Raw genomic sequence first — 23,469 nt, 5'->3', positions numbered from 1 at the left:
CAATTGACGAAGACTAAAATAGATTTGCGTCAATTTTCGCCGAACTTGCTTCGAAAGCCATCTCTATGTTGACCTATGATTTTGAGCAGAGTTTGGGATATTGGGTTTGTTCGACATCGCATGCGATCCGCAAATCGCTCGATGCCAAGCTCGTGCAGGACGGAATTACATTTCGGCAATGGGAAGTCCTGGCCATGATTTCCATGCATGGGGAACAAACACAACGACAGTTGGGCGACCGCATGGGAATCGAAGCGCCAACCTTGGCCGGAATCTTGGATCGCATGGAGCGCGATGGCATTCTGGAACGAGTCCCGTGTTCCGAGGATCGTCGCTGCAAACGGATCCGCGCGACCGACAAGGCAGAACAGCTTTGGGAACGGGGCGTGCAATGTGCCCGCGAAACCCGCGAACAGGCAGCTGTGGGACTGACTGAAGAAGAGCTGGCACTCTTCAAGGAATTGTGCGGGAAGATTCGTCACAATCTCAACGGCGACAAAGAGGCCTTGGTCGCGACCGCCGGTTGCAGCGAGACGACAAATTCTTGAACCGAGACAACAGTCAGGGCGACTCCATGCGGGTTATTGCACACCTCCTAGTTGTCAATACCATCGTGCTGTTGGCTGCGACTGCCAATGCCGCCGAACCAGCCGCGCGGATTTCGCCCGGACAAGTCGACCAACTGATTGTCAATTCGTTATCCGACACGGACGCACAAGCGGTTGTCGGCGATGAGCAGTTCTTGCGGCGCCTGAGCCTAGACCTGATCGGCCGCCAACCGACCCCAGCGGAGTCGACCCGTTTCGCGGCCGATGAGAACCCCGACCGACGCGCGGCGGCCATTGACCAATTGCTGGACAGCGAAGAATTCGGAACGCACTGGGCGCATTACTGGCGCGACACGATCAGTGCCCGCGTGCCGCCTCCCGAATTGACGTTTTTGAATTACGATTTGTTTCAGCAATGGCTCGCAGCGGAACTGAACGCCAATCATTCCTGGGCGGAAATTACACGTGCGATTTTGACCGGCACCGGACCGATCAAACAAAACCCCGCCGCCACGTTTGTCGGATACCATCAAGGCAACGCCGTCAAATTAGGGGCGGAGACCGCTCGCGTCTTTTTGGGACTGCAACTGCAGTGCGCCGAATGCCACGATCATCCCTTCGACGATTGGCAGCGCGAAGAGTTTCACCAAATGGCCGCTTTCTTCGCGCGGGCTGCAGGCAAGCTCGGCAAGGTGCAGGATGGGACCGGGACGATCGTTTCGGATCGCGGCAAAGGGGAATATCGTATGCCCAATGCCCTTGATGTCAAAAAACCAGGATCGGCGATGCGGCCGACGCTGATGACGGGCGAAGGTTTGCCGCTGGGAAAACCAGACATGGCCCGCCGGCAACGCTTAGCGAATTTGATCACGCTGCCCGATAACCCGTGGTTTGCGCGGGCGTATGTGAATCGTATCTGGGCCAAACTGATGGGTCGCGGATTCTACGAACCGGTCGACGACATGGGGCCGTATAAGGATCATTTGCTGCCCGAAGTGCATGAGGCGCTCACCTCGCATTTCTTGGCAACCGGTTACGACATCAAGGATCTGTTCCGCATTATCCTGGTAACCGATGCCTATCAGCGCCGTTTGCCGAATGCGCAAAGCGATGACAATCTGCTGGCTGCCGGCACCACAGCGGAACGATTGCGAGGCGATGTGATTTATGATGCGTTGTTCATGGCGACGGGACTGCCCAACGTAAAAGGCGAACAGGCCCCCGCGACCAAGGCCTTTCGTTTTCCGCCACCGCCGAAAAGCACACGGGAATTAGTCGTCGAAGCCTTTGCCGCCGACCCCTCGCTGCCCGAAGAAGAACAACCCCGCACCATGGGGCAAGCGATGTTTTTGATGAACAACACACAACTGCAGGCACAAATCAACGCCGCCCCGGAGAGCGGCACACAATTGAGCCGGCTTTTGATCACCTATCCCAAGAACCAGGCCGCCATTGAACAACTGTTTCTGCAAGTCTTAGCTCGCCAACCCACAGAACGAGAAACCACCATCGCCACAAAGCACATCCAGAAAGTCGGCAACCGCAACGCCGCTTTCGAAGACTTGCTGTGGGGATTGGTGAATACGGTGGAGTTTACGACACGATAGAAAGTGAGGCTTGAGGCTGTAGACTTGAGGCTTTAGGGTTGGTTGTTGAATGCCAGTGAGCATTGTTGCCTTTTTCTAAAGCCTACGGACTATAGCCTAAAGCCTTTTTCCCCTCTGCCGAAAAACAATCCTGCACCCCAAACCACTCGGAGCCACCATCGCCATGCACGCACCAATGATCGACGTCGGGATGTCGCGGGACGGTGTGGTGAGTCGCCGTGGGTTTATGAAGCAGCTTGCCGTTGGCGCCGGGGCGGCGGGGGCTTTAACGCTGGGTTGGCGGGATCTTGTTTCGCTCCAGGCTGACGAACTGCGTAAACGCGGCAAGTCGATGATTCTGTTGTGGATGGATGGCGGGCCGAGCCAATTTGAATCATTCAATCCCAAAGTCGGCTCAAAGTTCCAAGGACCGGCAACGGCGATCTCGACCACCCTGCCCGGCATCGAATTCGCCGAATTCTGGCCTCGCACAGCTCAGTCATTAGATAAAATCGCACTGATTCGCTCGATGCACAGCAACATCGCCGTGCATGACCGCGCAATTGCACTGGTCCGGACCGGCTATCCCCCGTCGGTATCGGTCCGCTATCCGACATTCGGTTCGGTGGTGGCGCGGGATCGTTTCGATCCGGATTTGGATTTGCCCAGTTTTGTGCGGATCGGCAAACCACGGATCGCCACGCGTGACGTTGACGCCGGCGTACTGGGCGCGAAATATGCCTCGTTCAATGTCCCCTCGCCCGGCGCATTGCCGGCCAATGTCGAACCGGTGGTCGATGAAGCGACGCTCAGGCGGCGACTGAGTTTGGCAGCGCAATTCGATACCGAGTACCATTCCTCGGCAACCGACATGCTGATCCAGGAAAAACGCGACATCTATGCCCGCACCGAAAAATTCGTGCTCAGCCCGCGACTCGGCGTGTTCGATTTAGAAAACGAGCCGACGAAAATCCGCGACGAATATGGGCATACCGAATTCGGTCAAGGCTGCCTGCTCGCTCGTCGGTTGGTGGAACAGGGGGTTAGCTTTATCGAAGTCATCAGCACCGGCGGCCGCAACGATGCCGGCTGGGACACGCACAACAACGGCTTCCGCGACAACCCACTGTTGTGCCGCGAAACCGACCAAGCCTACCCCGCCCTGCTCCACGACCTGGAACGCCGAGGTATGTTGGATAATACGCTCGTGGTCTGGATGGGAGAGTTCGGACGGACACCCAAGATCAAACCTGACGGCGGTCGTGACCATTACTCCAAAGGCTGGTTGACGGCCTTCTCGGGCGGCGGAGTGCAAGGCGGCCAGGTCATCGGCGCCACCGACAAAGACGGCAAGGATGTCACCGAGCGTCCCGTGGCAGTGCAAGATTTGTTCGTCACCTTCTGCCACATCCTGGGCCTCGATCCGCACGACGAATACATGGCGACCAACGAACGGCCGATTAAGTTGGTCGAAGGCGGGGAATTGATTGGCGAGTTGTTTGCGTAATTGTCATGTGACGAAAAATCTCGCGCAGAGACGCCGAGGCGCAGAGAGTTTTTTGCGGGCGTCCGCTTGGTTTAGGGACCGGTGTTTGGTTGATCGGCCGTTTTCATCCGCGGTCAATTCTTTTTGCCGAATCGTGTGGGACGTTTAAATTCATTAGGATATTCAGCTGTACTCCATCGAAAGGTGCGTCGCGACGCACCCTACGGGCTGAGTTGTGAATTCCGTTTGATCCGAGGTTTGTTATGGCGCTCAAAAAGGCATTCGGCATCGTCATGCTGACCGCTTTCACATGTGCACTGCTGGGCATGGGAATTGGTGCGGCTTTGGGGCAATGGGCGCCGGGTTATTACCGCACCATGTTCTCCATCGACAGTTCCTCCGATTTCGCTCCTCTACAAACGGGCATTGGGTTGGGTCTGACGCAGGGTCTGTTTGCGGGCCTCCTCGTGGGGGTCCTTGTCGTCGCATTCATGTTGTGGAACGATAACTCGCTGATTGAAACAGACACCGACGAGAAACCCGTTCCCCGTGGTAAAATCCGACGGGTGTTTCGGTCGATGTTCGGATTGATTCTAGCTGTAACGTTTGTGGCATCGCTTGTTGCCGCATTTATCCTAGGTTCGAACATCAACGAACACATCCATAACCTCCAAGCTGGCTATGAGCGGGGGCAAGTACTGTCACCGATCTTGCAGGACGAGAGATTTCCAGACGTGGCGATTGAACCAATATCCGCAGGCCAAATTACTTTAACCGGCCACGTCGCCGATCCGCAGACTCGTGACGAATTATTGAACGAACTTCAACATGCGTTTGGCGATGCAACCGCCGCAACGTTGATTGAAGGCGTCACGGTAGGTAAGTGATGCCTGGATTCGCCACGGCCGTTTTTTTCTCGCTGCTCTGCGGTCAATTCTTATTCCGAAACGTGTGGAACGTCTTGTTTCGCGAGGAAAATCAGCCGTACTACATAGAAAGGTGCGTCGTGACGCACCCTACGGTTCAGGCGGCGCGTTGGTGAAGGCTTGGCGGATTGACTCTACGCGTTGGCGATTCACGCCCAAGTCCGAGCGGCCCACGCGTGAGGCGGAACGGATGTGGATGAGGTGCTGCTCGGCATCGATGTAGATTTCGACGTCATCCACAAAGCGAAACAGTGCGGATCGTGATTCCGCGTGAATGTAATCGCCGTCATCACTCACGATCTGTGTCCGGGGTTGCTGCAACAGTGCGCTGCGAATTTTCTCACCTGCTTCAGCCGCCCGTCCCTGGAAGGGAATCGGCGGGATTGCATGTTCTGAATCAGTGGATTGGGAATTCACACAATTCGGCGTGTCCGGACAAGGTTTAAGCTGCCCGTCGGTGACCCCCAAGTCATGGGGTCGCTTGCCGAAGAAACTGAGCGTCATGAGCAATCCGATCCCTAAAACCACGATGGCAAGCACGAAGTAGAGTACGCCGCGCAAGAATTTGCGTTTCAACGTTTTATTCCTTGTCAGTTCTTTTTTGCCGCAACAACCATTTGTAAAACTCGGGGTTGGCGTACGTAGCGGTCCACGAATTGTGTCCTGCTTCGGGGTAAATCGTCAGCTGCGGATTGCCGCCCTTCTCGATCAGAGCATCGACCATCGTCTGCGTACGTTCCACCGGCACGCCGGGATCTTTTCCGCCATGGAAGGCCCAAACAGGCAGATGCGGATATCGCTTGGCCCAATGTTTTTCCCCGCCGCCGCAAATCGGGGCAATGGCCGCTAATCGATCCGGCGCATAAGCGGCCAATCGCCAACTTCCAAAGCCTCCCATGCTCAGTCCGGTCACATAAATGCGATCGGGATCCACGTTGTATTGACGACTCACATCGTCGAGCAGCGCCAGCAGTTCAATCGGTTCCCATTCCTTGTCTTTGGGGCATTGCGGCGAAACCACGATGAAAGGAAACTGCTGGCCGGCGGCGATCAGCTTGGGGGGACCGTGCATCTTCACCAGTTCCAGATCCTCTCCACGCTCCCCAGCACCATGCAGGAACAGCATCAGCGGCCAACTGGGTTGCGAATCGTAATCCTGCGGCAAATACAACAGGTAGTTCATTTGCACCTGGACTTGCATATCCAACCGGCCCGCGCGTTGGCCGGCGACAGGTTCGTCACAGAATCCGAAGTTGCCCATTGAGCACAATACAATCCAAGTCAAAAAAAACGTCCCGCGCGGTGTCATCGATGTCTCTCCTACAAATAATTTCAAAACCCTCTGACGCGTCCCACTGACACTGATTTGAACGTTACGGGAACAACCGCAACCGGGTTTTGAAACTGATTCTAGTTGTGGTGGGTCTGGTCGGCGAACTTTGAGTTTATCGTGAATGTCGCCGCCCGAATAGGTTCATGACTCAAGCCCAACGAGCAGACATTCGCTTTGGTCAACTTCGAGTGCTCATAGTTGGCAATCCCAGTGCTGTGGGATAACCTGACGGTTGCGACGTTCGATACTGTCGGCATTCACCAGAGGACAAACATGGCCATCGACCCGATCTGTCACATGCAAGTGGATGAATCTACGGATCTCAAGACGACCCGCGATGGCGAGACGTTTTACTTTTGCAGCGAACATTGCCGGCAAAAGTTCTTAAAGCCAGACGCAGAATCGCCGCCGGACATGGTGCAATTAGGCGGGTGTTGTCATCAAGAACAACCGACCGACACAACTCCGCGCAAGACAACCAAGAACTATTTCTGCCCGATGTGCGAGGGTGTCGAATCGGATCAACCGGGGGACTGTCCGAAATGTGGAATGGCGCTGGAGTCAGCACAGGTCACCTCAAGCAAAAAAACGATCTACACCTGCCCCATGCATCCGGAGATCGAACAGGACCATCCGGGGAGCTGTCCCAAGTGCGGAATGGATTTGGAGCCGAAATACGTCGAGGCGGACGCACCGGAAGATGATACGGAACTGCGGAGTATGCTGCTGCGATTTTGGGTGGCTTTGTCGCTGAGCATTCCTGTGTTCCTCTTAGCCATGCTGCCGATGGTGGGGGTGCCGGTCGACCAGTGGTTGGGGCATACGCTGCATACGTGGTTGCAAGTCGTGTTGAGCACGCCGGTCGTGTTGTGGGCGGGCTGGCCCTTTTTTGTGCGGGGGTGGCGGTCGATTCTGACTTGGAACCTCAACATGTTCACCCTGATCGCCATCGGCACCGGGACGGCGTATTTGTTCAGTCTGTTGGTCGTGCTGTTTCCGGGACTGGTTCCCGACGACCTGAAAACCGACGGGCATGTGGAGGTCTATTTCGAAGCAGCGGCGGTGATCATTACGTTGGTGCTGCTTGGACAGGTGCTGGAACTTCGTGCGCGACGGCGGACCGGGCATGCGATTCGGGAATTGATGTCGTTGGCGCCCCCGACCGCTCGTATCGTTCGTGACGGCCAAGAGCAAGAGGTGCCGTTGGATGACGTCCAGCAAGGGGATGTGCTGCGTGTTCGTCCGGGTGAGAAAATCCCTGTCGACGGCAAATTGACGGAGGGGAAAAGTTCCGTCGACGAGTCGATGATCACCGGCGAACCGGCGGCGGTGCAAAAACAAACCGGCGACGAAGTGATCGGTGGAACGGTCAACCAGACCGGTGCGTTTTTGATGGAAGCAGAAAAAGTGGGCGGAGACACGGTGTTGGCGCAGATTGTCAATATGGTCTCGGACGCCCAGCGGAGTCGCGCGCCGATTCAAAAAGTTGCCGACGTCGTCGCCGGTTATTTCGTGCCAGCGGTGGTGCTGTGCGCGGTGCTGACGTTTATTGCTTGGGCAGTCCTCCAGCCAAAGCAACCCGCCTTGGCTTGGGCGCTCGTCAATGCGGTCGCCGTCTTGATCATCGCCTGCCCCTGTGCATTGGGACTGGCCACGCCGATGTCAATCATGGTGGGGGTTGGGCGCGGAGCGAAGGCTGGCGTGCTGATTAAGGATGCCGAAGTTTTGGAGACCTTGGAAAAAATTGACACACTCGTCGTCGACAAAACCGGCACGTTGACCGAAGGCCGCCCCAAACTGACGGAGTGCATTGCGGCTCAGGACTATCCCGAAGAGGACCTGTTACGCTTGGCGGCGAGCGTCGAACAAAACAGCGAGCATCCGTTGGCGCATGCCATCGTTCAAGGAGCCAAAGATCGGGAGCTTAGTTTATCGAGCACCGCTGATTTCGACTCGGTCACAGGCGGAGGGGTGCATGGAACCGTTGACGGCAAGGCTGTGCTGATTGGCAAACGGTCGTTGTTGGAAGAACGGCAGGTGCAGGAGTTCGCGGTCTTGGACGAGAAGGTCGATGAACTGCAACGGCAGGGACGGACGGTGATGTATGTTGCTGTGGACCAACGTTTCGCCGGAATCATCGCTGTCTCCGATCCGATCAAAGCCTCCACCGCCGAAGCCGTTACTGCACTGCACCAATTGGGGCTGCGGATCATTATGTTAACCGGCGACAACGAGAAAACAGCGCAGACGGTCGCCGAGCAATTGGGAATCGATGAGTTCGAAGCGGGCGTGCGGCCTGAGGATAAACAGGCGCGGATCCAAGCACTCAAAAGCGAAGGCCGCAAGGTGGCGATGGCGGGCGACGGCATCAATGATGCACCGGCGCTGGCGCTGGCCGATGTCGGCATCGCTATGGGAACGGGAACCGATGTGGCGATCGAATCGGCGGGGGTTACTCTCGTCAAAGGAGATCTGCGAGGAATCATCAAAGCGGTTAATCTCAGTCGCCACACGATGCGCAACATTCGGCAGAACCTGTTTTTCGCATTCATCTACAACGCGCTCGGCGTGCCGATTGCCGCCGGTGTCCTCTATCCGGTCATGGGGCTGTTACTCAATCCGATGATCGCCGCCGCTGCCATGAGTTTCAGTTCCGTGTCGGTGATCGCCAACGCATTGCGACTGCGAACGACCAATTTGGATTGAGCGTCGGTCCTAGTCTCATTGCTGCGGAATTGTGTTGCCATAGTCCAATCGGTACGATGCCACTTTATTCCTGCCACCGTTTCCCGGAAAGAATATGTCCGAAATATTTGGTGCGGAAGCCTACACCCCCAAGGAAGTCGCCGCTCGCATTGAGACGGTCGGTGTCACGAAAGCCAATCTGCCGTTGATTCCTCTGGCGGCATTGGGAGTGCTTGCGGGCGGTTTCATCGGACTGGGCGCACTGTTCTACACGCTCGTGGTCAGCGACAGTTCTCTGAGCTTCGCCGTTCAACGCGTGTTGGGCGGCACGGTATTTTCGCTCGGTTTGATTCTCGTCGTTGTGGCCGGTGCTGAGTTATTCACGGGCAATAACCTGATGGTCATGGCCTGGGTCGATCGGCAAATTTCCACCAAACTGATCGTGCGAAACCTGGGGCTGGTGTACATCACCAATTTCTTCGGCGCAGCCGGCCTCGCCCTCTTGGTGGCTTTGTCGGGTCAAGCTACGATGAATGGCGGCGCGGTCGGGGCGACAGCCATTGCCATTGCAACCGGTAAGTGCTCATTGGGATTCGGCGAAGCTTTCTTCAGAGGCGTCTTATGCAACGTGCTGGTCTGCTTGGCAGTGTGGTTGGCGATGGCCGGCAAGAGTGTCACTGATCGAATTGTAGCGGTGATCTTCCCCATCACCGCATTTGTCGCCGCCGGATTTGAGCACTGCGTCGCCAACATGTACTTCGTCCCACTCGGCTTGATCCTGGCCGAAGGAAATGGACCTGCGGAGCTAAGCTGGAGCGCCTTTGCCATCCACAACCTACTGCCCGTCACCTTGGGGAATCTCGTGGGCGGCGCCGGAATGGTGGGGATGGTGTATTGGGTGATTTACTGCCGCGGAAAATCAGGTTGAAGCTGCCGGCGAATTCTGGGCATCAATCGTGGGCAACCTCAGAGTCACCGCGCCGCAAGAACCACTTATACGCCTCGCCTAAGACCAGCACCGGCAGCGTCAAGGCGACGATCAGGCCCCAATCCTGTAGGCCCAGCGGAACAGTATGCAGCGCCGTTTGTAAAAACGGGACGTAAACCGCGGCGACTTGCAGCCCGATCATGCCGAGACAGGCGATTAGGATCCAAGGATTGGAAAAGAAATTGAGCCGAAACAGCGACGTCCGCAGTGTACGGAAATTGAAGACGTTGATTTTCTCCGCAATGATGAGTCCACAAAAGGCCATCGTCTGCGCAATCGCCTTATCATGCGGATCATCGCTGCCCCAAGAGTCGTACATTAACCACAGCGCCACAGCCGCCAGGTAGGAACCAAGCAGGCCGATCATGACCATCCCACGACGGTCAAGCAGCGGCTGGTTGGAATCGCGCGGAGGGCGGTGCATGTTTCCAGCTTCGATCGGTTCTAACCCCAGCGCGACAGCGGTCACGCCATCGGTGACTAGATTCATCCACAAAATCTGCACGGGTAACAGAATCAACGGTCCGCCCAATAGGATATTACAAAAGATCGCTAAGACTTCGCCCGTATTCGAGGAGAGCAAATACAGGACGAATTTCTGGATGTTGTCATATTGGCGGCGACCCTCTTCGACGGCATTGATGATGGAACTGAAGTTGTCGTCCGTCAGCACCATGTCGGCGGCCCCCTTGGCGACATCCGTGCCCCGCAACCCCATGGCGATGCCGATCTCGGCTTTCTTCAACGCAGGCGCATCGTTCACGCCATCGCCCGTCATGGCCACGACATGCCCGTCGCCTTGCAGCAAGGTCACGATCCGCAGTTTCTGTTCGGGGGTCGCACGAGCGATTACGATTTTTTGCATTAAGCGTTCAAGCAATGCCGCATCATCCAGCTGCTCTAGCTCGTTACCGGTGAGTGCCTGTTCGGCGCTCAGACCTATTCGCTTGGCGATGGCCAATGCCGTGGGCGCAGCGTCGCCGGTAATCATGATGACATGGATACCCGCCAGAGCGGCGGTCTGAATGGCCGCTGAAACTTCCGGACGGGGTGGATCGATGATGCCGGCCAATCCCAACAATGTCAGGTCCTGTTCGACGGCGTCCTCATCCAACTTAAAATCGAGCGGCAGTTTGCGGCGAGCGATTGCCAAGACGCGCAAGCCTTGATTGGCCATTTCTGCATAGGCCTGCTGGATGCGCTGACGGTCCTCCTCAGTCAGTGGTTGTTCGTCGTTGTCCTTTAAGATGCGTTGACAGCGGCCGAGAATCACCTCCGGGGCGCCTTTGACATGCGCCAGCGAACCTTCGGATTTCCGCTCAACGACGGTCATCCGTTTGCGCGTCGAATTGAACGAGAATTCCGTGGAGTCTTCGCCGGTTTCGACCGACGGCATCCAGGCTTTATAGGCAGCCACAACCAGTGCGGCTTCGGTGGGTTCGCCCGACTGCTGCCAACCCTCGTCGGTCTGTTGCAGCGTGGAGTGATTACACCGCAAACCAGTTTCTAAAAATGCCAACAAATCGGGCCGCGATTGATAATCGAGCCGTTCCCCATCCACTTCAAAATGACCAGCGGGATCGTAGCCGGTGCCGGTCACATCGATATGGCCGGCCGGCAACCAGATTTGCTGAACGGTCATTTCGTTTTTAGTCAAGGTGCCGGTTTTGTCCGTGCAGACGACCGATGCCGCTCCCAAGGCCTCGGCGGCGGTCAATCGACGCAGCAGCGCCTGTTTCTTTGCCATCGCCCGCACGCCGAGCGCTAATGTAATGGTGATGACCGCTGGGAGTCCTTCGGGAACGACTGCAACGGCCAACGAGACGCCGGTCAGAAACATATCCAGCGTCGGTTTGCCGGCGAACCAACCACCAACGGCGATCAGTGCCGAAACCACAATCGCAATCAGTCCCAACTGCTTACCCAAAACAGCTGTGCGGCGTTGCAGGGGCGTCGTTTCCGGTCCGATGGCTTGTGTCAGTTGAGCGACGCGTCCGAACTCGGTCGCTTCTCCAGTCCCTACGACGATGCCGGACGCATGGCCGTTGGTGACCGCCGTCCCCATCCAGACCATTGAGGATTTCTCGGCCAAGGGTGTCGATTCGTCAACCGGTTCCATCCCTTTAGAGACCGAGTCGGATTCACCGGTGAGTGCCGATTCATCGACCTTCAAGTTAACGGCCGCTGTCAGCCGCAAATCGGCAGGTACGCGATTTCCGACGCGCAGATGTACCAAATCGCCCGGCACGATCTGTGCGGCCTCGATTTGAAGTTCGCGTCCATCCCGAACGACGGTACACTGCGGCGCAAGCATTTGCTGCAAAGCTTTCAGCGCTTGTTCCGCCTTCCACTCCTGGATGAATCCTAACACTCCATTGAGCACGACGATAATTAAAATCGCAGCCGCGTCGATCAATTCACCGGTCACCGCCGACATCAAAGCCGCGATCATCAAAATGCCGATGATGACGTCCCAAAACTGACGTAGCAAGACCGTATACCAACGCGTTTCTTCCGTGGAGAGCAGCTCATTCGGGCCGTAGGATTTCAAACGTGCTTGCGATTCGGCTGCCGACAGACCGGATTTCAAATCGCTGCCAAGCTGCGAAATCACCTCCGCACTTGGCAGGGCGTGCCAGGGGGTCTTCGGAGCTGTGTCGGCTTGAATTTGTTTTTGCATGATCGAGAGTGGAGACCGGTGAGATTGTTCTAGAAACAATCGCTGTTAGGATGTATGCCTGGAAGATTCGCTACCATTTCCAGACATTGCCGGAAAGAAGCGTATGGCCGGACTGATCGCACAATTCATTTTGATTGCTTTGGTCGTCGTTGTCGCGGGAACACTGCTCGCCCGTTTCGCTGACCAAGTCGGCCTGATTACGGGCATGGGGCGTTCCATGGCTGGCGTTGTGTTGCTCGCGTTAGCGACGAGTTTGCCGGAACTGCTTGTCGGCTGCAAGGCTGCCATGATTCCCGCTGTGGATTTAACCCTGGGAGACCTGCTGGGAAGCTCGCTGTTTAATTTGTTAATCCTGGCCGTGCTTGATTTGTGCACAAAAACGCATGGCGCAGCCCTTTCAAAAGCGGCGTCGGCCCATGCGCTTTCGGCAGTTTCTGGAATTCTCCTCACAGCGGTCGTGTTGTTTTTTCTGCTGGTCAAGTTTCCCGGAACGTTCCTCCGCCTCGGGCCGGGGTCGTGGTTTTTGTTAATCACGTATCTGTTTTGCCTGCGTTTGATTTTTTTCGATCAGCAATATGCGTTGAGCCAAGCCCCGCAGGCGGCCGAAACACCGACCATGTCGCGTGCCAAAAGTTTGACAGGATACCTGCTCTCCGCCGCAGTGATTTTTGTCGCTGCCCCGAAACTGGCAAGTGTGGCGAGCGAATTGGCGGACATCAGCGGATTGGGGCGAACGATCGTCGGCACATTGTTTGTGGCCTTTATTACCTCGTTGCCCGAAGCCGTCACGACACTGACCGCCCTACGCATGGGGGCCACCGATTTGGCGATCGGCAACATTTTCGGTAGCAATGCCTTCAACATGCTGATCTTCGTCGGAGTCGATTTTTTCTACGACGGCTCTTTGTTCGCCGCAGCAGCTCCGACACATGCCGTCACGGCTGCGATGGTGATTTTCGTCACGGCTGTCGCCATTCAAGGAATGTTGTATCGCGCCGAAAAACGACTCTGGATTGTCGAACCGGATGCGGCACTGTTGGTCGTCCTGGTGGTGGCCGCCCTTTCGGTTGTGTTTTGGATGAGCCATTGATTGGACGTAGCCGTTTTGCGGTCGTTCGATTCCAGCGACATTCCATGCTACCGAGATGCACCTCTTGATTCGCTGAAGATTGCCGTAAGAATGGAATTGCGCAATCGCCTGTCGCCCATAGTCCGCTGAGACCTCAAGGAGCCGTCGCGATGAAAGCCATGCTGCTTCACAAAATCGTCTCGCTACACGACACGAATGAACCGCTCGTCCTGGCCGATGTTCCCATCCCCACTCCAGGGCCCGGTGAGGTTTTAATACGGGTCGCTGCTTGCGGAGTCTGTCATACGGAATTGGACGAGATCGAAGGTCGCACCGCGCCGCCGCAGTTCCCAGTGGTCCCTGGTCATGAAGTGATTGGTCGTGTGGAACGCCTGGGGGCCGAAGTGAGCCAACTGCAAGTCGGCGACCGCGTCGGCGTGGGTTGGATCCATTCATCGACGGGCGCGGATGATGAGAACCTCAGCGTCGATTTCCGGGCCACGGGCCGAGACGTGAACGGCGGCTATGCGGAGTACCTAACGGTCGGGGAGCAGTACGCCTATCGCATTCCTGATGTTTTCACCGACGCTGAAGCTGCCCCCCTGCTCTGTGCCGGGGCGGTCGGTTATCGCTCATTAAAACTGACCCAACTCCAGAATGGCCAATCGCTGGGCTTAACCGGTTTTGGCGGCTCAGCTCACATCGTGATTCAACTGGCGCGGCACCTGTATCCTGATAGTCGAGTGTCGGTCTTCGCACGTGATGAAAGCGCGCGACGATTCGCCTTGGAATTGGGAGCCACCTGGGTGGGAGACACCACGGATCGGTCGCCGGAAAACCTGGACGCGATTATCGACACCACGCCGGTCTGGAAACCGGTGGTCGAGGCCTTAAGAAACCTCGCTCCAGCAGGACGGTTGGTGATTAATGCGATTCGTAAAGAGGACACCGACAAGCAGTCGCTGTTGGACCTGAGTTACCACGACCATTTGTGGATGGAGCGCGAAATCAAAACTGTCGCCAACGTCACCCATTTTGATATTGCCGAATTCCTGAAAATCGCCGCCGAGATTCCGATTCGCCCCACGGTCGAACCTTACCGCTTCGAAGACGCAAATCGTGCTTTGCTGGAACTGAAACATGGCCCGATTCAGGGGGCTAAAGTCCTGGTCATCGATTGACGCCCAATGCCCCCCACGGGGAGGGATTACACGTCTTGACATTTTTGCGTTCGCCACGAATAATGACGGCCAGAACGGGACCGCTGATGACTTGGTGGTCCGATTCCGGTCATGACAGCCTCTACGTGCAAGGTTCGCACGATGGAGGTTTTTTTTATGCCTGGACCAAAGTCTGTGAGGGGTTTCCTCGCGAGTTTCTGTTGACCAGCTGTACTAGGAGTTTGTGATCAATACAAACTCGGCCGCTTACAGGTGCACGATTCAGAGCACTGGAAGGATGGGTACGATGGCTGCTTCGCAAACCGATGATTTCCTGCGGATGTTGTCGACCGAACATGTCGAAATTTCGAAACGGGTCACTGACTTGAGGCAATTCTGGAGTGAAGTCAACGAACTGGGCGATGGACCGAAGTACGAAGAGATGGGAGCCCGCATTCGAGAATTGCGCGATCATCTCGCAGAACATTTCGAACTCGAAGAACAGGGAGGCTATCTAGCCGGTGCAATCGAACGCGCGCCGCAGTTGGCTGAGCAAGCGGAACAATTGAAACAGCAACACCTACAGATTCTCGACACCCTGGACGACTACAGTTCTCGATTGCAGGCTTGCGGAGAATCTTATCAATGTTGGCGGGACGTGCTTGTGGACATCGAGCAATTCTTAGATCTGCTGCATGAACACGAATCAACCGAAGCAGCGATCATCGTCGAGACGCTGGACGTCGACAATCATTCGTAGAGCTGACGAGACGAGACTGCATCGCTGCTCACACTTGAGAGGGAGTGAGCAAACAACCTTCGCTGGGCGGGGGCGGTTCCCGCTTTACGGTTGTTTCAACAACCAGATTTCGGCGTTTCGCGACTGCTGCCGCCAGTTGAGATGCTCTTCGCCGGTGGGGGCATCCCAGGTAATCGTCAACTTGCGATCCTTGAGCAAGTCTTTGGGGACGGGGAATTCCTTGAATTCTCCCAGACCACGTTCATCAAGGGATGTCTGCAACCGCTGGTCGTCGGCGCGGAGCAGCGACTGCCCATAGCCCGCGACGCGAATCACGTAATTCGCGTTGGGATCCAGGCCCTCGTAGACGACCTTGGTTCCGGCTTCCATGGTCGTCAACCACGATGGCCGCGCTCGAGTCTTGCCGTTGTCCAACCACCAATAGGTCGTGCTGGGTGAGCGGATGACGTGCGCGGGATTGGTGCCGGCCGGATTCCAGCGGATCAACCGTGGTGACTTGGCGATGTTTCCTAAATCGTCATAAAAGCTGCCGGCGCCGGGGTTCTCCCAGGTGCGAATGATCTCCAATTCCTTGAGCCGCTCCGCTTCACCGGGCAGTTTGGCGATCTCGGTGAAACGGTCTTCGAGCCACCACCGGTTGTTCAGCGGATGATCAACGAAATCCAAGAACGCCCCACGTTCGGCCCCACTGGCATTATATTTTTCGACGCTGGTTTGCAGCGAGATCGATTCAAAAAGGTCCTGACACAGTTCCTCGATTCGCGAATGCAATTTTGGGCTAATCGGATCTGTCTGCGCGCGATTGAGAACGTCCAAGGCCTGTTTCATTGCCGCTTTGCTGCCGATTTGGGGTGCTTGGGCGAGAATCTCGTTTGCTTGGTTTTCCAGTTTGGTTTCATATATCAAACGGCGGCGGGTGTAGGCGTCGTAATTTGCCCGCAGTAAATTCATTTGCCAGCGCCAATTGCCGCTCAAGTGCGGAGCCTGTTTTTCCAGTTCATTCCAATACAACAACGTCCCTTCGACCGCACCGTTGTCGGCCAACGCGCCTTGCCAGTTTTTTTCGAGAGCCAAAATCCCATCAGCCGCTGCGGGTGCAATCGCTGGATCGAAGAAAACGCGGCAATACTCGATCAGAATCTCCCGCACATCGCGATTAGGATCCCAGCCCAACATGCTCCAGACAATCTTGTTGACATCATCGTGCACGCCGTCGGAATAGCTGATGAACCCATCGGTATACGGGGCGAGCCGATTGTGGATCTCCGCATATTCGCGCGGTCGAGGATTGATCGCTTCGCGGCCCAACGTCAGCGCATAGGCGGGGTCCCACCAAGGGACGACGTATTGGCAGAGTTTGTTGTGCGTGATGTCGGGGTATAGGCGAAACTGGAATTGCGCCGGAAGTGAATTACGAATCAGCGGTGCCGGCGGACTGGAAGGCCCAGCGACCAACCCACCCAACCATTTTGGATTCTTTGTTTTGATATAATCGAAGATATACTCGACGTCGCGGCGACTCAGGCGTTGTAGCGACAACCAGATCCGCGTCTTCGGGTGAATTGCGATGAGTCGCTCGGACAATTCTTCTAAAAAAGGCAGCACCAATTCCGGCGGATTGTCTCCTGGATCGCCGGCGGGGAAGAAGACCCCGTCAAGTCGTTGGCAATCGCGGTACAACGTTTCGTGTTTGTCGAGCATTTCACTGCGCAGTTTTTTGTTGTTGAGATCAAAGTCGGCCGGCGTCCAGACCCAATAGTCGAGTCCGTAACGGTTACAGATTTCGCTCAATTTGCGATTCATGTCCTGTCGGGAATATTTCATCATCGAGTTTTTCCGCCCATCCTGAAACGGAATATTCTCGATGGCGTTTGTGCCGAACAGTGCCAATTCGCGGATGTATTGATCGAATTGCTCTTCCGTCCAAGCATCCCAAGAGTTGGCCGTCGCACGATAACCCAACTGGTGACCCCGAATCGGCGAGACCGGTGCGGTGGCCATATCTAAATCCGCCGGCAGCTTGGCAGTCTCTTGGCCCCACTGCAGATTCCGCAACAAAGCCCCCGCTCCATACAACACGCCACGGGGATCGGCCCCTTGGATCCAAACAATCGGTGCCGCATCATCGTTTTGTTGAACGGAAAGGCGGTATCCCTCGGGTTGAGCTTCGGGAAGGTTCTCGCCCTTCCGCATGGGGATGGCTGTGTTCCATCCCGGAACTTTATTTTGCGACGTGAGTGCAATCACCGTTTTATCCGCCAGCCATTGGTCGGTTTGGGGCAACTTGATACCAGTCCGTTTTTCGATCTCTTCAATCAACACCGTCGCTGCGGTTTGTTCCGCTTGGGGAAGATCGCCATCGCGGACGACAACAACCGCATCCGTAAGGTCAATCCATTCCGCCGCCGCCAAGGGCGCGCCACTTCCGGAAAATATCAGAAGCCCCAGAAATGCAAGGAGGCCAATTCGTTGTATGTGATTCATGAGTGGGAACTTTCTATGGTGTTTTCGTCGTTGGTCGCTTGCTAGCAAATCAACCCCTTGCGGACGGAACGATTATGGCCGATCGGGTTTTCGCCAATCCAACGTTCGTCCGCCGGTTCATCGGCCGGCTGGTAACGCGAGTCGGTCGAGAGTCGGATGCGGTCACTGTGGTTGTCGAGACTGCCGTGGACGGTAAAAATTTTGAATATCACGACATCTCCCGGACGATACCGTTCGGCGGTCCGCCAAGGGAGGCCCAGTTTGGATTGTAACCGCGCCGGATGCCCGCTCAGTTTCCCATCCCCCAACGGGCCGATCCATTCATGGACATCCTGGGGCGGGCGATCGGGTTGATTCGTGCAAAACGTGTCAACATCGCCTGTGTAATGTTTTTTCAAGCGGTCCAAGCGATGCGAACCGGGCATGATCGTCAGTCCGCCGATTTCGGGTGTGATCTCCATCAATGGCGTCCAGCTGGTTAATAGCCGTTGCGACCCACGATTCATATAAACCGAATCGACGTGCGGCGCCGTACCGTGCCCCGGACCGATCGCTCGCAGCCAGGTGAAATCGAAATGCCGTACCGGTGTGTCAAACAGCCGTCGATAAAATTCCATCATCCGCCCGGCGTACAGCAATTCCCGCAGCGGCGCGTTCTGCTGAACCAGATCGTGGCAACTGCGTCCCTGCCAGGGTTGTTGGGCAATTCCTGCAGAAACCGGATGCGTGCGATCGACCATTCCCAGTTCATCCAATTGGCCAAGCAGCCGTTCCCGCGCAGCGGTCACGAGGTCGGTATCGAGATAACCGGGTAGATACAAGTAACCTTCTTCCTCCAACCGCGTTCGTAATGCAGCAGGATCGTCAATCAACGGCGCACTGGATTCAAACCAGCCGAATTGTTCGGCGGATAGATCCAACGTTTCGCCCAAGCTGGTGAGAGGCATGGCTGTGGACATTGTGCTTACTTTTTCAAATAGGTGTCGAACCACTTCCAGACTTCTTGGTATTCCGCCGCAATTCCCGGCCAATACGAATGCCCGCCGCCCGGTTCGACGATCAATTCGACCGGTAAGCCGAGTTCCTGATATTTCGCCTGCATCACTTGGGATTGCTGTAGCGGAACGGTTCGGTCGCTATCGCCGTGAATCAATAATAAGGGCGGAGATTGTTTGGTGGCAAAGTAAATCGGCGAGATTTCGCGGAGTTGTTTTTCTAGATCGGTGATCTCTCCAAACATCCGCTGAAACATTTGCGGGCGAACCAGCTTGATCACGTTGTATCCCTTCTCGGCGCCCCAATTCACCATGTCGGTCGGGGGGAACCAAGCGACGACGCACTGCACACGACTGCTCACGCGCTCGATGGGATCTTTGGCATCGGCATTTCCCTCATCACCGGTCATTGCTGCCATCAGTGCCAAATGCCCGCCGGACGATCCGCTGGTGATTCCCAACTGATTGGGATCAACGCCGTGATCTTTAGCGATCGACCGCACGTACCGTACGCTGCGATTCATATCTTCCACCATCTCCGGCACATAGTATCGCGGCGAGCTACCGTGTCGCACGACAAACAGCGTATAGCCGCCGGCAAGCAATCCCTGCGCCCAATGGTCCTCGTTGCGTTTGCGAACGTTCTCTGCCTCGATGTCGGACTTTTTTGATTTCCAGGAGCCGCTGGAAACCAAGATCACGCCGATCCCCTTGGCATTCTGCTTGGGCGTCAGCACATCCATGGTCAGCGCTAAGCCGTCTTTATGTCCATAGACGAGATCCTCTTCGATGTCATACTCGGTGAAGGTCAATCCCGAGGTGTTCACTTTCTCAGCGGCCGTCAGCAATCCGACGGACAGCATGACCATCAAAAACAGGACGCACGGACGTAGCGATCTCATCTCTTGTCCTCAACGATTGAATCTGGAATACGGATATCTCAGAAGAATTTAAAAGCTGGCCAACAAGTTGAACACCTGCTGAGAATTTCAATCATACCGCGGGAGCCGCCGATTTTCAGGCCCGCCCGGTAATTGAATCCGGTTGATATTCCCTTTACATTGCAATCGTCGCGTTTTCGCGCGGCGCCGAGTTCCTGCTAGAACCTGTTTCAAAACCCGGTTGCGCTTGTTCCGGAAACTTACATTTTAGTGTCAGCGAGTTGCGTCAGAGGGTTTTGAAACGACTTGTCGAGAATAAGTTGGTGATTCCATGCATCGCAAACTCGTCTTTCTGCCGTTGATCGCAGGGCTGGTTTTGACCAACCACGCTCTTGCCACCGAACTGGAATGGGTCCGCACGGCCAACGACCAACGCGGCTTTGTGTTGGCGGAATCAGGCCGCACGTTCGTTCCCTGGGGATTCAACTACGATCACGACCGTGAAGGGCGGCTGATTGAGGATTACTGGGAAGACGAATGGGAATCCGTTGCTGACGACTTTCAGGAAATGAAACAACTGGGCGCGAATGTCGTCCGTGTGCATCTGCAGTTCGGTAAGTTCATGACGGCTGCCGATGCACCGAACCAGGACGCACTGCGGCAATTGGAAAAACTGTTGCGGTTGGCGGAACGCACCGGGTTGTATCTCGATGTGACTGGACTGGGCTGCTACCACAAACAAAACGTTCCCGCTTGGTACGACGCATTAGACGAACAACAACGCTGGCAGGCACAAGCCCGGTTTTGGGAAGCCGTTGCCGCACGCTGCGCGAAGAGCCCCGCCCTGTTTTGCTACGACCTGATGAACGAGCCTTATGTTCCCGGGGGCAAAAAGAAACGGGACGACTGGCTGGGCCCCGCCTTTGCCGGCAAGCATTTTGTGCAATTCATCACGTTGGAAACAACCGGCCGACCACGGCAAGCGATTGCTCGAGATTGGATTGGCAAAATGGTCGCCGCCATACGCAAACAGGACCGGCGGCATTTGATTACCGTAGGATTGGTCCCCAATAGCTTGGATCGTCCAGGGCTGACGTCGGGGTTCATACCGGACCAAGTGACCGACGATCTCGATTTCCTGGCGGTGCACCTCTACCCTGAAACCGGCAAGAATCCCCAAGCCCTCAAGACGCTCCAAGGATTTGCGGAAGTCGGCAAACCGGTCGTTATCGAGGAGATTTTTCCGCTGAAGTGCGACGCGCAACAATTGGGGCGCTTCATCGACGCATCCAAACCGTATGCAGCGGGTTGGATTGGATTTTATTGGGGCAAAACCCCCGAGGAGTATCAACCCCCAGCGACAATTCCCGAGGGACTGACGCTGGATTGGCTCAGATTGTTTCAGGAAAAACGCGAGTCGATCCTGGCTGTTGAAAGTGAAGCACCTGCGTTCCTCAACAATGGCGTCACCGCTCACCGTGGGGATTCAGGGAATTTCCCTGAGAACACGCTGGCGGCATTTCAAGGCGGCATCGCTGCGGGTGCGGACTGGCTTGAATTGGATATTCTCCGCACCCAGGACGGCCAGTTGGTGGTGATCCATGACAAAACGACGGCGCGCGTGGGCGACCGAAAACTTGTTGTGGCGGAATCAACCTACAAAGAACTCGCCACAGTCGACGTCGCCACCGATTTTCGACGCCGCACCGGCAAGAGTCTCGCCGACTGTCCGCCGCAACGGATTCCGCTGCTGGAAGATGTGCTGAAACTGGTCAAAAAGCAGCGGCGGACGCGGGTTTCCATTCAACCTAAGATGGATTGCGTCGCCGAGGCAGTTGCGCTGGTAAAACGACTGCAGATGGAAGCGTGGGTCGGATTCAACGATGGCAACCTGCAATACATGACCCAGGCCAAACGCCTGGCTCCGGCGGTGACGATTTTTTGGGACCGCGGAGCAAACACGGATATCGAGGCCGATATTCGTACCGCCAAGACGCATGGCTTTGCCGCTTTGGTGATCAACCAGGCGGGTGTAACTGCGGAGAAGGTCCAAAAAATCAAAGCGGCCAGTCTCGAAGCGGGTGCGTGGACGGTGAACGACCCCCAGCGAATGGCACAGCTGCGGGAGTTGGGCGTTGAACGACTGTATACCGATTATCCCCGCCGTGCACTGGAATGAAACGCCAAGCGGTACCGCTGCGAATCGGCACGCGTGCCGCTGGCGGAATGGGGGTTTCCGTGCAACCGAGCAGGTCGTTCCATCGGTATTTCTTGATTGGATAATTGCCGTAACCGCTTTCCCCAATTGGCATTTGCGGAATCCATCGCGAGCGATATACTCCTGCTCGACAGTGAAACACCCTTGAGTGACTGTCGGTAGAACTCGTTTCGAAGAACGTTGATGCAGTCGGATGATTTCAATCGCGCCCCACATGAAAAACTCGACCTTCAATAGCATTTGCTTCCCCGGAAGGCCAACGCGGCGTGAGTGAACAACATCAGTCCTTAACACACAAAGGGCGCACTGACCGTTGGTTGTGGGCCATTTGGATTGGCGTCATCATCGGCTTTGCTGTGGTCCCGGTGAGCGTACACCTTCGCTATGGTGGCGCCTCGGATCGCAATAAGGACTACGACACCTGGTACACGGTCGGACAACAGGTGTTGGCGGGCGAAGAAATCTATCCGCTGGCCGAATCACCGCGGTTCAATTTTATGTACCCGCCTGTCTCGGCCTGTCTGATTGCGCCGCTCACCATTGCCGGCAAGCTGCCTTTTATTTTGATCTTGGAAGCGGCCAATGCGGTGTGTTGGATTTTTTGTGTCTACGCGGGCGTCTACTTAGCCACGGGCAAAGCCTGGGGACGGCCGGTGATCATCTATCTCGTACCGACGCTGGCGACGACTGCCTACGTGTATGACACGTTTCAACTGGGCCAACCCAACTTGATGTTGTTGGCGCTGCTGCTTGCGGCATTTATTTGTCTACGCGCCGGTCGTCAGTTCGGGGCAGGGACATTGATTGCCTTAGCGACAGCCGTAAAAGCTTTTCCGGTGATGCTGGCTGTCTATTTATTATGGCGACGGCAATACCGAGCCCTGACCGGGTTTTTAGTGGTGATGGCCTTTTTGCTGATCTGTCTGCCGGCCCCGTTTCGCGGGTTCCAGCGCAATGTGGCTGAACTGGGAACATGGACCAACGCGATGGTGCTCAGTTATGACCGCGGCACGATTGCGCAACGTCCCGGGCAAAGTTATCGCTGGAAAAATGCGTCGCTGATTGCCACTGCGAATCGTTTGTTGCGGCCGATTCCTGCTGACCGCAAATTAACCGTCCATCCACGCCCCTACATTCCCGGCCACCCGAACGCCGGGTACCGTTTGATTTATGTCAACGTGGCCAATCTGGACTTTCGTGTTGTGAACTTCGTGATTCTCGGCGCGGCACTGGCGATCTGCCTGGGGTTCGTGGCTGTGATGCCGGGGGCCAAATTCCGCACGCAGCGGACTGATGCGATTGAGTATGCCATGCTCCTGGTGATGATGATTGTGTTTTCACCCATCTCTTGGTTTTACTACGGCGTGTGGTTGATGTATCCGCTGACCGTCATGATGTGGTCTCTGCGGGACGGCACCCATTCCCGCAACCAAATGCGCTTCACTTTGGGCGGACTCTTCGCGTGCTTGGGATTGTTGAACTTCGTGCCGCCGTGGGTTTGGTACCGCCCCGTGCGCGCCATCGGGACGCCATTCTTTGGATACATGCTGATGCTTTCGCTGCTCGGCTGGTTTTTATATCAGGAACGCCGCAAATCGATGGCAGCCGCCGACCCGCTCGCCACCAACGATGAAACGGCTCCGCCGGCGTTATTGCCCCACGCTGCCTGA

Annotated in this window: 17 protein-coding genes; 11 read left to right on the top strand and 6 right to left on the bottom strand. The window is 56.0% G+C overall.

What is annotated here, in order from left to right:
• Positions 1-65: 65 nt before the first annotated feature.
• The 4 genes from Mal52_RS02395 (at position 66) to Mal52_RS02380 (ending at position 4,507) form a co-directional block, all read left to right on the top strand.
• Positions 66-548, top strand: a complete 483-nt coding sequence (locus Mal52_RS02395) for a MarR family winged helix-turn-helix transcriptional regulator (RefSeq protein WP_145374056.1) — start codon at positions 66-68, stop codon at positions 546-548.
• A 26-nt stretch (positions 549-574) separates the two neighbouring features.
• Positions 575-2,155 carry a DUF1549 domain-containing protein gene (locus Mal52_RS02390; RefSeq protein WP_145374054.1) on the top strand — a complete coding sequence of 527 codons (1,581 nt, stop codon included), beginning with the start codon at positions 575-577 and terminating at the stop codon, positions 2,153-2,155.
• A gap of 163 nt (positions 2,156-2,318) precedes the next feature.
• Positions 2,319-3,641 (top strand): DUF1501 domain-containing protein, encoded by a 1,323-nt coding sequence (locus Mal52_RS02385; RefSeq protein ID WP_145374052.1) that lies wholly within the window; start codon positions 2,319-2,321, stop codon positions 3,639-3,641.
• Between the two features lie 242 nt (positions 3,642-3,883).
• Positions 3,884-4,507 carry a hypothetical protein gene (locus Mal52_RS02380; protein ID WP_145374051.1) on the top strand — a complete coding sequence of 208 codons (624 nt, stop codon included), beginning with the start codon at positions 3,884-3,886 and terminating at the stop codon, positions 4,505-4,507.
• Between the two features lie 129 nt (positions 4,508-4,636).
• Here the strand turns inward: Mal52_RS02380 and Mal52_RS02375 are convergent, their stop codons facing one another.
• Positions 4,637-5,122, bottom strand: a complete 486-nt coding sequence (locus Mal52_RS02375; RefSeq protein WP_197534614.1) for a DUF1499 domain-containing protein — start codon at positions 5,120-5,122, stop codon at positions 4,637-4,639.
• Between the two features lie 4 nt (positions 5,123-5,126).
• Positions 5,127-5,855 carry a carboxylesterase family protein gene (locus Mal52_RS02370; protein WP_197534613.1) on the bottom strand — a complete coding sequence of 243 codons (729 nt, stop codon included), beginning with the start codon at positions 5,853-5,855 and terminating at the stop codon, positions 5,127-5,129.
• Between the two features lie 297 nt (positions 5,856-6,152).
• On the opposite strand from Mal52_RS02370, the gene Mal52_RS02365 reads away from it, so the two are divergent.
• Both Mal52_RS02365 and Mal52_RS02360 read left to right on the top strand, forming a co-directional pair.
• A complete protein-coding gene (locus Mal52_RS02365; RefSeq protein WP_145374049.1) occupies positions 6,153-8,585 on the top strand; it encodes a heavy metal translocating P-type ATPase in 2,433 nt (810 codons plus the stop codon).
• Between the two features lie 94 nt (positions 8,586-8,679).
• A complete protein-coding gene (locus tag Mal52_RS02360) occupies positions 8,680-9,492 on the top strand; it encodes a formate/nitrite transporter family protein (RefSeq protein WP_145374048.1) in 813 nt (270 codons plus the stop codon).
• A gap of 22 nt (positions 9,493-9,514) precedes the next feature.
• On the opposite strand, the gene Mal52_RS02355 is transcribed toward Mal52_RS02360, so the two are convergent.
• Positions 9,515-12,232, bottom strand: a complete 2,718-nt coding sequence (locus tag Mal52_RS02355) for a cation-translocating P-type ATPase (protein WP_145374046.1) — start codon at positions 12,230-12,232, stop codon at positions 9,515-9,517.
• A gap of 103 nt (positions 12,233-12,335) precedes the next feature.
• Here Mal52_RS02355 and Mal52_RS02350 point away from each other — a divergent pair, with 103 nt between their 5' ends.
• From Mal52_RS02350 to Mal52_RS02340, 3 genes are all read left to right on the top strand, one after another.
• The gene (locus tag Mal52_RS02350) at positions 12,336-13,322 is read left to right on the top strand and encodes a sodium:calcium antiporter (RefSeq protein WP_145374045.1); all 987 of its coding nucleotides are present in this window, start codon (positions 12,336-12,338) and stop codon (positions 13,320-13,322) included.
• 149 nt (positions 13,323-13,471) lie between these two features.
• Positions 13,472-14,482 (top strand): zinc-dependent alcohol dehydrogenase family protein, encoded by a 1,011-nt coding sequence (locus Mal52_RS02345; protein ID WP_145374043.1) that lies wholly within the window; start codon positions 13,472-13,474, stop codon positions 14,480-14,482.
• Positions 14,483-14,768: 286 nt separating this feature from the next.
• On the top strand, positions 14,769-15,221 hold the full coding sequence (locus tag Mal52_RS02340; RefSeq protein WP_197534612.1) for a hemerythrin domain-containing protein: 453 nt from the start codon (positions 14,769-14,771) through the stop codon (positions 15,219-15,221).
• Between the two features lie 84 nt (positions 15,222-15,305).
• Here the strand turns inward: Mal52_RS02340 and Mal52_RS02335 are convergent, their stop codons facing one another.
• The 3 genes from Mal52_RS02335 to Mal52_RS02325 are packed head-to-tail and all read right to left on the bottom strand — an operon-like array spanning position 15,306 to position 19,602.
• The gene (locus Mal52_RS02335; protein ID WP_145374040.1) at positions 15,306-17,705 is read right to left on the bottom strand and encodes a glycoside hydrolase family 20 zincin-like fold domain-containing protein; all 2,400 of its coding nucleotides are present in this window, start codon (positions 17,703-17,705) and stop codon (positions 15,306-15,308) included.
• A gap of 41 nt (positions 17,706-17,746) precedes the next feature.
• Positions 17,747-18,664 carry a phytanoyl-CoA dioxygenase family protein gene (locus Mal52_RS02330; protein WP_145374038.1) on the bottom strand — a complete coding sequence of 306 codons (918 nt, stop codon included), beginning with the start codon at positions 18,662-18,664 and terminating at the stop codon, positions 17,747-17,749.
• Positions 18,665-18,669: 5 nt separating this feature from the next.
• Positions 18,670-19,602 carry a prolyl oligopeptidase family serine peptidase gene (locus Mal52_RS02325; RefSeq protein WP_145374037.1) on the bottom strand — a complete coding sequence of 311 codons (933 nt, stop codon included), beginning with the start codon at positions 19,600-19,602 and terminating at the stop codon, positions 18,670-18,672.
• Positions 19,603-19,912: 310 nt separating this feature from the next.
• Between Mal52_RS02325 and Mal52_RS02320 the strand changes: the two genes are divergently transcribed.
• Together Mal52_RS02320 and Mal52_RS02315 are read left to right on the top strand one after the other, a co-directional pair.
• Positions 19,913-21,760 carry a glycerophosphodiester phosphodiesterase family protein gene (locus Mal52_RS02320; RefSeq protein ID WP_145374035.1) on the top strand — a complete coding sequence of 616 codons (1,848 nt, stop codon included), beginning with the start codon at positions 19,913-19,915 and terminating at the stop codon, positions 21,758-21,760.
• Between the two features lie 305 nt (positions 21,761-22,065).
• Positions 22,066-23,469, top strand: a complete 1,404-nt coding sequence (locus Mal52_RS02315) for a glycosyltransferase family 87 protein (protein ID WP_145374034.1) — start codon at positions 22,066-22,068, stop codon at positions 23,467-23,469.

This window comes from Symmachiella dynata (genome assembly GCF_007747995.1).
In the GTDB taxonomy this organism is placed as follows: Bacteria; Planctomycetota; Planctomycetia; order Planctomycetales; family Planctomycetaceae; genus Symmachiella; species Symmachiella dynata.
Note: the sequence above shows the minus strand (reverse complement) of the source record. Positions and strands in the feature narration are given on the sequence as shown.

What these genes read in the sequence shown, in the direction of transcription:
- Mal52_RS02325 (WP_145374037.1), bottom strand. Translation starts at nt 19,602, where the DNA reads ATGAGATCGCTACGTCCGTGCGTCCTGTTTTTGATGGTCATGCTGTCC.
- Mal52_RS02365 (WP_145374049.1), top strand. Translation starts at nt 6,153, where the DNA reads ATGGCCATCGACCCGATCTGTCACATGCAAGTGGATGAATCTACGGAT.
- Mal52_RS02380 (WP_145374051.1), top strand. Translation starts at nt 3,884, where the DNA reads ATGGCGCTCAAAAAGGCATTCGGCATCGTCATGCTGACCGCTTTCACA.
- Mal52_RS02360 (WP_145374048.1), top strand. Translation starts at nt 8,680, where the DNA reads ATGTCCGAAATATTTGGTGCGGAAGCCTACACCCCCAAGGAAGTCGCC.
- Mal52_RS02355 (WP_145374046.1), bottom strand. Translation starts at nt 12,232, where the DNA reads ATGCAAAAACAAATTCAAGCCGACACAGCTCCGAAGACCCCCTGGCAC.
- Mal52_RS02340 (WP_197534612.1), top strand. Translation starts at nt 14,769, where the DNA reads ATGGCTGCTTCGCAAACCGATGATTTCCTGCGGATGTTGTCGACCGAA.
- Mal52_RS02370 (WP_197534613.1), bottom strand. Translation starts at nt 5,855, where the DNA reads ATGACACCGCGCGGGACGTTTTTTTTGACTTGGATTGTATTGTGCTCA.
- Mal52_RS02330 (WP_145374038.1), bottom strand. Translation starts at nt 18,664, where the DNA reads ATGTCCACAGCCATGCCTCTCACCAGCTTGGGCGAAACGTTGGATCTA.
- Mal52_RS02335 (WP_145374040.1), bottom strand. Translation starts at nt 17,705, where the DNA reads ATGAATCACATACAACGAATTGGCCTCCTTGCATTTCTGGGGCTTCTG.
- Mal52_RS02390 (WP_145374054.1), top strand. Translation starts at nt 575, where the DNA reads ATGCGGGTTATTGCACACCTCCTAGTTGTCAATACCATCGTGCTGTTG.
- Mal52_RS02320 (WP_145374035.1), top strand. Translation starts at nt 19,913, where the DNA reads ATGCATCGCAAACTCGTCTTTCTGCCGTTGATCGCAGGGCTGGTTTTG.
- Mal52_RS02345 (WP_145374043.1), top strand. Translation starts at nt 13,472, where the DNA reads ATGAAAGCCATGCTGCTTCACAAAATCGTCTCGCTACACGACACGAAT.
- Mal52_RS02395 (WP_145374056.1), top strand. Translation starts at nt 66, where the DNA reads ATGTTGACCTATGATTTTGAGCAGAGTTTGGGATATTGGGTTTGTTCG.
- Mal52_RS02385 (WP_145374052.1), top strand. Translation starts at nt 2,319, where the DNA reads ATGCACGCACCAATGATCGACGTCGGGATGTCGCGGGACGGTGTGGTG.
- Mal52_RS02350 (WP_145374045.1), top strand. Translation starts at nt 12,336, where the DNA reads ATGGCCGGACTGATCGCACAATTCATTTTGATTGCTTTGGTCGTCGTT.